Annotated in this window: 7 protein-coding genes; 4 read left to right on the forward strand and 3 right to left on the reverse strand. The window is 41.6% G+C overall.

Going from position 1 to position 8,303, the window contains the following annotated elements; translation table 11 throughout:
* Positions 1-201 precede the first annotated feature (201 nt).
* From IM462_RS20405 to IM462_RS20415, 3 genes are all read right to left on the reverse strand, one after another.
* Positions 202-1,377, reverse strand: a complete 1,176-nt coding sequence (locus tag IM462_RS20405) for a lipid-A-disaccharide synthase-related protein (RefSeq protein ID WP_287702112.1) — start codon at positions 1,375-1,377, stop codon at positions 202-204.
* Positions 1,370-1,837 carry a cobalamin biosynthesis protein gene (locus IM462_RS20410; protein WP_287702114.1) on the reverse strand — a complete coding sequence of 156 codons (468 nt, stop codon included), beginning with the start codon at positions 1,835-1,837 and terminating at the stop codon, positions 1,370-1,372. The genes IM462_RS20405 and IM462_RS20410 overlap by 8 nt, the downstream gene beginning before the upstream one ends.
* Positions 1,838-2,178: 341 nt before the next feature.
* Positions 2,179-3,663: a polysaccharide deacetylase family protein gene (locus IM462_RS20415; protein WP_287702111.1), complete on the reverse strand. Its 1,485-nt coding sequence runs from the start codon at positions 3,661-3,663 to the stop codon at positions 2,179-2,181.
* Between the two features lie 267 nt (positions 3,664-3,930).
* Here IM462_RS20415 and IM462_RS20420 point away from each other — a divergent pair, with 267 nt between their 5' ends.
* The 4 genes from IM462_RS20420 to IM462_RS20435 form a co-directional block, all read left to right on the forward strand.
* Positions 3,931-5,238 (forward strand): hemolysin family protein, encoded by a 1,308-nt coding sequence (locus IM462_RS20420; protein WP_287702109.1) that lies wholly within the window; start codon positions 3,931-3,933, stop codon positions 5,236-5,238.
* Positions 5,239-5,508: 270 nt separating this feature from the next.
* Positions 5,509-6,297, forward strand: a complete 789-nt coding sequence (locus IM462_RS20425; protein ID WP_190381585.1) for an ABC transporter permease — start codon at positions 5,509-5,511, stop codon at positions 6,295-6,297.
* Positions 6,298-6,433: 136 nt separating this feature from the next.
* A complete protein-coding gene (locus IM462_RS20430) occupies positions 6,434-7,018 on the forward strand; it encodes a pseudouridine synthase (protein ID WP_052276706.1) in 585 nt (194 codons plus the stop codon).
* Positions 7,019-7,122: 104 nt separating this feature from the next.
* Positions 7,123-8,303: AAA family ATPase (locus IM462_RS20435; RefSeq protein WP_287715548.1), on the forward strand; the 1,181-nt coding region annotated here is incomplete at its 3' end.

Raw genomic sequence — 8,303 nt, forward strand, 5'->3', positions numbered from 1 at the left:
TGCGAAGGTTACATGATATCAGCCAGACTTGGAAACTATCTCATCAAATTAGTCCCCCCATAGAACCCCCTTGAGCCATCTTGCACACTTTTCTCTTTTTGTCAAATTTTATGTTAAGAAAGATGTGACTAATGGATAGATCAAGGGGGGCAGGGGGGATCAAACCTAAAATCCATTTTTAATTTAATTACAACCAGCTACTTAACACCCTAAGTTTATATAAATTTCCTCGGCAATCTTCCTGCTACCTCCAGACTCTCCCACTCTAATTTTGCCATTCTCTAAACATCTGTGTAAATAACGAGAATCTGCCAAAATATCGATAATTTTAACCGCGGCATTTTTAAATAAATTTACCTCCGTGGGTTTCTTTCCAATAGTTATCACCGATTCCCCTAATAAGCGCATTTGTGCCTCAGCAAAAGGGTAGGTAAATTGGGGACCAAATCCGGGTATTTGTAGGACGGGTTTTCCTAATCCTACCGCTTGTTCTACTGCTGTCCCCGCCATGGCTAAACAAGCGTCACAATAGTGTAGAATATCGGCAAAAGCATCACGATAACAGCACACCTTAGCCCCATTTTTCTCTAATTTTCCCGCTCCTAAATAATGCCATCCCTCTTGTTTAGCCAAATTTTCTAAGTCGGTTTCTCCGATGCTAGGAATGATAGCAGCCCGAAACTGCATCGGTTTAATTTTAACTATTTCCTCACAGACTTGTAACTGTAAAGCTAAATTACTCAAAGCTTCGGGTAAACGACTCCCCGCTAATAAAGCAATCATGGGAATTTGACTATCTAATTCTAAATCTTTACCCGTTGGTGTTAAGACATCCATAATCGGATAGCCAGCAAAAATCGCTTTTTTAATACCCCGATTTTGTAAATCTGTTGCTGTATATTTATCCCTGGTAAAAACCCTCAAGCAATTCTTCGATCTTAAACATAATTTTGTCAGTAAAGGTAATTTAATTGTACCTTCGTAATAACTGGAAGTAGAAACAATAAAAGCCACAAAAGGACGACCAGTTAAACGAGCGATCGCAATCGGCACTATATCCCCCACTGCTATCAATAAATCACAATTCTTACTAACTTTAAAAGCTGCCTGAATTTGTTTAATAGTTAGACCAATTAATCCCGCTCCAATATCTTTAATCCAATTAAAGGGATTAGTATAAATAATTCCCCCCGATGGCATAGTGGCAGTGGGGGCAATGATTGGTACTGGCAATTTTTGATAAGCTTTTCCCTCTCCCACTAAAGGCAAAGCAGCTATAGATAATTGGGGCTGAATTTTTTGTAATTCCCGCACAATTAAACTAGCATTTAAATCCTCGCCATGACCATTACTAAGAAATAAAACCTGTTTAAGCATCGATTTGGTATCCTCTATATTCCCTTGCTGCCAAAGAAACCGCCACCGTCACCGATTTTGCTTCTATTTGCTTGCTAACTAGCAAAATCTCGCCCATTTTTAAAGCGGCAGCCTCAGCGACGCTAGGGGTTCCCCCTTGCTTGTTGACAATGGCTGAGGGATTGGGGACATTAATATCTCTCAACTCCTCGGCAGTAAAAGTTTTTAGGGGCAATCCTTTCTCCTGACAGTAGGCAATTAAACCCCGTTCATCAGCTTTGATGTCAAGGGTGGCGATACCAGCAATAGCGGCTAAAGAGAGGTGATAACGCTGAAAAACAGCCCTAATTGCCCTATCTATGACCGCTTTCTCCGTCCCACGGATGCAACCTATGCCTAGCCATAATACTCGTCCATGGCACTGCACTTTTGCCCCGGAAGAATCGGCGGGTGAGTGGAAAGCAGGGGAAGCGCCAGTCATCATCGGTGTTGCCTCTAATTGTTGCGGGATTAGGGTTGCCAACGGGGAGAATCACCTTGGGGCTGTTTAGTTAGCTAAAAAACATTTAATACTAAATCCAGTTATTAAAAACTGATTATTTATTCTCCGTTTTGCATGAGTGCATGAGTAGAAAACGGGTTTCTCCGAGAAACCCGTTTTCTGTGCGTTACTCAACGGATTTAGTATAAGAGAGGGTTCGTAAATTAATGTAAAGAAGATGGATTGTTTCTCGCCGCTCCCCGATACCTTTTAAACAGGATTTATTCTAATACACCTGTACGAATAAGGCGCAGAATCTGCGCCCTAGATACCTTACTATCTTAGCGGGTTAAGGCCGCGCCTCTTTCGTACAAAGTGCGGGCGTAATCGGTCCAAGTACCCTGGCCCCAATAACGGAAACAACTGGTTTGCACGAGCAAATTATAAAGCAGTGCCTCCAGATAATCCGGTCGTCGGGTAAAACTAGGATCCGCCTGTACTAAAGGATCATATTTTTCGTGGAATTGAGCGCTTAATTGGTTCATCGGTTCGAGGACATTTTCGTAACCGCGCACCCAACTGAGATCATTTGTCCAAGATGCCCCATCCATGCTAAAACGGTGGTCGGTCTGTTTTAACTCAGCGATCGCCTGTTCCACTGCTTCCGGGGTAGCGGCATCCGGATTAACTCGCTGCCAGATTTTATGCTGGTGTACGGCTTGAATTGGGGGATAATCTTGGGGATTAACGCCAGCAGCCTCGATTAACTCCAGATATTCCGTGCCGTTAAATCCTGCCACACTGGAACCCCCCTGCATTTCTCGCCAAGGATTGGGAAAATCGCGAGGAAATTCATTCATCATCACGCCACCATTTTCACCGTCGGCAATCTGGGAACCTAGGGAAGGAACCCAAACGCCGCCGATTTGCTGTTTACCGCGGCATTTAGCCTCGTGGTAGGGTTGCATTTGGGCGACTAATTTGGTGTCGGAACCCTGGGTTTTAATCAAAGCAGTAATGGCAATCACTTCACCGCGAGAATTGCGGGCCACCAAGCGATTAGGAATATATTTTTGTTCCTGACTCAATCCCGAACCGTCGAGATTTTCCACCGAGTGTTCCTGTACCAATAACCAACGATAGCCGCATTCTTTCAGAGCTTTAATATACTCGTAGAGGGTATCGGGATGGTTAGGAAGGTGCATTTCTGGGGGAGAGAACCCTTTGACTCGTTTCAGGGCATCCGGGCCAAAAATCGAGGCAAAATAGGTTTGCCACGCTTGCATCTGTAATTTTAGATCGGGAATCGGTGTGGAAGGGGCCACCGCATGACTCCACATCGTCCCCAACCATTCCACATAGGGTTGATATTGACTGTTACAGGTGATTAATTTGAGTTTATCGAGGATATCCTGCCGTCCCATCTGTACCAAACCCCAGAGGAGATTGCCGGAATAATCGAGCATAATCCGGGGATTACAGCCTTCCGCCACCAATTCTGGGATAAAATCGCCCATGCGACTGTAACACCAGGCAAAAACGCTGGCATTATGGTTATCGCCATCCCCTTGATGCTCGAACATATGCTGGAGATTGCAGATTAATTCCCCGTTAACACCTGCGGGGATGGTGGGTTGGTGCATATGCAAGGCACAGGCAAAACCAGCGTTAATATTGTCTAATTTGAGATTTGTTGTCGGTAAAAAGATCGGATCATGGTGATTGACAATCGCTGCGATTTCCTGTTCCCAACCGCAAATAGTTGGTAGTCCGGGGCGTATTTCCGTGATAGGGTTCGATTTCGATGATACGGGTGTAGCGATCATAATTTTTCAGGCGAATAGATTGAGATAGTTTGTCCCCACTCTCCCAGGGACAACTTTTTTTACTGGCAACAGGTCACTCTTGACTGTTCACTGCTAACTGAGCTAAGAGCGCGGACTTGATCCTATCCCATTTATACTGGGAGTAACCCCCTCCAGACACAAGCCTTCGTAACTCGTTAAAAATCAAGATGATTCTTTACTGAACTTAACCGATCCTCGCACTATGATACAAACAACTATCCGCCCTTTTACCTGTAACTTTTAACCATGTTCTCGGCGACTACCGAAATTCTTGTTATCCTCTTCCTGATCCTCCTCAATGGAGTCTTTGCCCTCTCGGAAATTGCCATTGTCTCGGCGCGCAAAGTCCGTTTAGAACAATTAGCCAGAGATGATCGACGGGCGGCGGTGGCCTTAAAATTGGCCAATGATCCCAATCAAATTTTATCGACGGTGCAGATTGGCATTACCCTCGTGGGTATCTTTGCCGGGGCCTACGGAGGAGCTAATTTATCGGTCAGTGTGGCGCAATTATTGGCGCAAGTTCCTGTTTTAGCCCCCTACAGTCAAGCTTTGGGATTAGGATTAGTGGTGTTAATTATTACCTATCTATCCCTGGTGGTGGGGGAATTAGTGCCGAAACGGTTAGGTTTAAGTAATCCCGAAAAAATCGCTATCCTCGTTGCTGATCCTCTCGATAAGCTATCGAAAATTGTTTCGCCCGTTGTCCATCTTTTGAGTCAATCGACTAATCTGATTCTCGGTTTGTTGGGGATTAATACTAATAACAATGATTCCCCAATTACGGAAGAAGAATTGAAAATTATGCTTAAACAGGGAACCGAAGCGGGAACCTTTGAGGAAGCAGAACAGGATATGGTGGAAAGGGTGTTAGGATTGGGCGATCGCAGAGTAAGCCAGATTATGACCACGCGCCCAGATATTATTTGGCTAGATTTGGAAGATAGCGCCGAAATTAACCGCCAGAAGCTAATTGAGAGCAATCATAACCGTTTTCCTGTGTGTCAGGGCAGTTTAGATGAGGTTTTGGGGGTAATCGAAGTCACAGACTTATTAGCGGATTGTTTAAACGGTGAAAGTTTCGACCTAACGAAGGATTTACAACAGCCGCTTTTTGTGCCGGAAAGCACTAGGGGTTTAAAAGTTTTGGAATTGGTGCAGCAAAGTGGTCATCATATTGCCTTGGTAGTGGATGAGTACGGGGTGATTCAAGGATTGGTGACGCGCAAGGATATTTTAGAGGCAATTGTCGGCGATTTACCCCAATTAGATAATATTGAAGATGCTCAGATCGTGCAGCGGGAAGATGGTTCTTGGTTGATCGATGGCACAGTGGCGATCGAAGATTTTAAAGAATTATTTGAAATCAGTGAATTACCCGGGGAAAAACAGGGCAATTATCACACTTTAGGTGGTTTTATTATTACTCATCTTGGCAGGATTCCGGGGGCTGCTGATCATTTTGAATGGCAAAGGTTGCGCTTGGAAGTGGTGGATATGGACGGGAATCGCGTCGATAAGGTGTTAGTAACGCTATTGTTGGATGATTTGTAAGTAAGTAGCTGGTTCTAATTAAATTAGACCTGTATCAGACTTATCTGAAATGACTATAACACCTAACAGCTGATGAGATGCACCCGAAGCGACTATTTTTGAAAGCTTGAGCGGCCAAGTCATTAGCCACTTTTGCCACAAACCCCTAAGTAGCATCATGCTCAACGGATTTAGGATGATTATTTTTCTAGTCCGAAAAGCTCGCTCTTGAAAAAGGGGACAATTGTTAATTATTATTAAAAGTACATTTACTAATTAACCAAAATACCAGTGAAACTAGCTCAAGCTCAGACGATATTAACAGACACTTTAACCGTATTTTGGGGAGAATGGCTAGATTTACGGGCGAGAGTCCTTCAGATCGCCGCCACAGGTCTAGTTTCTCCCCTAATCTATATTATCGGTTTCGGGTTGGGGTTGGGAAGCGCCCTCGATCGCTCCATGAAACCCTCGATCGGCGATTCCTATCTAGAATTTATTTTACCCGGAATGGTGGCCCTGTCCTCAATGGCGATCAGTTTCGGGGGAACCACCTTTTCTATCTGTGGCGATCGCTTATTTAGTAAAACCTTCGAGGAATTATTATTACTTCCCGTCCATCCCCTCTCATTATTTTTAGGCAAAGTTTTCGCGGGAATTTTGCGCGGTGTAATGACTTCTGCATCAGTGATTCTCGTCGCTATCTTATTTACAGGAAAATTTGTCAGTTTTCTCAATCCCCTCTTTTTATTAGTTTTAATCTTAAATTGTGCCGTCTTTGCCGGTTTAGGGGCAATTGTCGGATTGCGAGTTAAATCCCTCGAAAGTGTCGGTCTCTATAATAACTTTTTAATCGTGCCGATGTCTTTTTTAGGAGCAACTTTTTTCGATCCCCAAACCTTACCCTGGGCATTAAAAATTATTGTTTATGCCTTGCCCCTCACCTATGCTAGTCTGGGATTAAGAGCCGCAGCCTACGATATCAATCAATTTCCTTGGTTCGCTATTCCTATTTTATTAATTGTCGCTATTCTTCTCTCGATTGTCGGTGCTTATCAATTCTCCCATCAACGGGATTAAATCAGTAATCAGTAATCAGTTATCAGTTATCAGATTTAAGTATTCGGTGAACAGTTCACGGATTACTGTTTACTGTTTACCGATAAAAGCAAAAAGCTCCTATCTCCTATCTCCTGACTCCTGACTCCTTTTTCCCTTGAATAAATATATCCTTTTTTATAAACCCTACGATGTATTATGTCAGTTTACTGATGAAAATGGGCGCTCGACTTTAAAAGATTATATTCCTATCCCAAATATCTATTCTGTCGGTCGTTTAGATAGGGACAGCGAGGGATTATTATTACTCACAGATAACGGTCAATTACAGCATCGTTTGGGTCATCGTCAATTTGCACATCCGCGCACCTATTGGGTACAAGTCGAAAGAATTCCAGACCTAAACGCTTTAGAAAAATTGCGTCAAGGTCTTCATATTCAGGATTATCGCACTCGACCAGCAATAGTTAATTTACTAGATTTTGAACCAGATTTACCCCCCAGAGAGCCACCGATTCGTTATCGAAAATCTGTCCCCACCGCTTGGTTAGAAATTACCTTAACTGAGGGAAGAAATCGTCAGGTAAGAAGGATGACAGCTGCCGTTGGTTATCCCACTTTAAGATTAATTAGAACAGCCATTACTATTGACAAAAACAATAAATTATGCTTAACAGGATTACAACCCGGTCAATGGCGAGAAGTGACTGAAAAAGAGAGAAAAGCCTTAGAAAGGTTATAATTTATGTAAGTAACCTTGATAACCAAAGTTGAATGTATAGTGTGGGACTTGATCAAATGACCCACAATTATCTATAATATTGAATATTAAACCTAAAGACAAATATGAAAGTTAAAATTAAAAATCTTGGCATTTTAAAACAGGCAGAATTCAGTCTAGGCGACCTCACAATTATCTGTGGTCGTAATAATACGGGTAAAACTTATGCTACATATTCTTTATTTGGTTTTTTATATACTTGGCGAAGACTATTAACTTGGCCAACATTTGGTCTCAAAGAAAAAATTGATCAACTACTTTCTGATGGTGTAATTAGTCTCGATCTACAGGAGTATGTTCAACAGTGTGAGATTATTCTTACTACAGGTTGTCAAAGATATATTCAACAAATACCTGAAGTTTTTGCTGCCAACGAGGAGAGGTTTAAAAATGTTGATTTTCAGATAGAATTAAATTTTGACAATATTCAATTTCAAAATAAGTATGAAAGGAAAATTAGTACAGCAACATTGGAAATTATCTCGATTAACAAACCTGAAGATGAGCCTTATTTATCCATTACATTATTAACAGAAACAGAAAAAATAAATCTGCCAGTGCATTTTCTTGAGGATATAATTTACGACAGCATCCAAGATATAATTTTCTCTCAGTTTTTTCCCAGGCCATTTATTGCTAGTGCAGAAAGGACAGGAGCGGCAATTTTTCGCAAAGAGTTAAATTTTGCTCGTAATCGTTTACTGGAAGAAATTAGTAAAAATAGCAATTTTAATCCTAGAGAACTGTTATTTAATGTTTCTCAGGATTATGCGCTACCAGTCAAAAAAAATGTAGATTTTACTAGACAAATAGAAACAATTGTCAAAAAAACTAGCTTTATCGCCGAAAATCATCCCAGTATTTTAGAAGATTTTGCCGATATTATTGGTGGTCAATATATGATTACTAGCAATGATGAACTTTATTACATTCCTAAAGGAAAAAAACTTAGACTATCGATGGATGAAAGTTCTAGTGCTGTACGTTCTCTTTTAGACATTGGCTTTTATTTAAGACACGAAGCTCGAATCGGAGATTTGTTGATAGTAGATGAACCTGAATTAAATCTCCATCCAGAAAATCAACGCCGTATCGCTAAACTTTTCGCTCGACTGATCAACATTGGTATTAAAGTTTTTATCACTACTCACAGTGATTATATTATCAAAGAAATCAACACATTAATTATGCTTAACCATAATAAACCACACCTGAAACAAATTGCCGCAGAAGAAGGCTATAGACA

Origin of the sequence: Microcystis sp. M144S2, assembly GCF_020246065.1 — a bacterium.
GTDB classification, from domain to species: Bacteria; Cyanobacteriota; Cyanobacteriia; order Cyanobacteriales; family Microcystaceae; genus Microcystis; species Microcystis ichthyoblabe_A.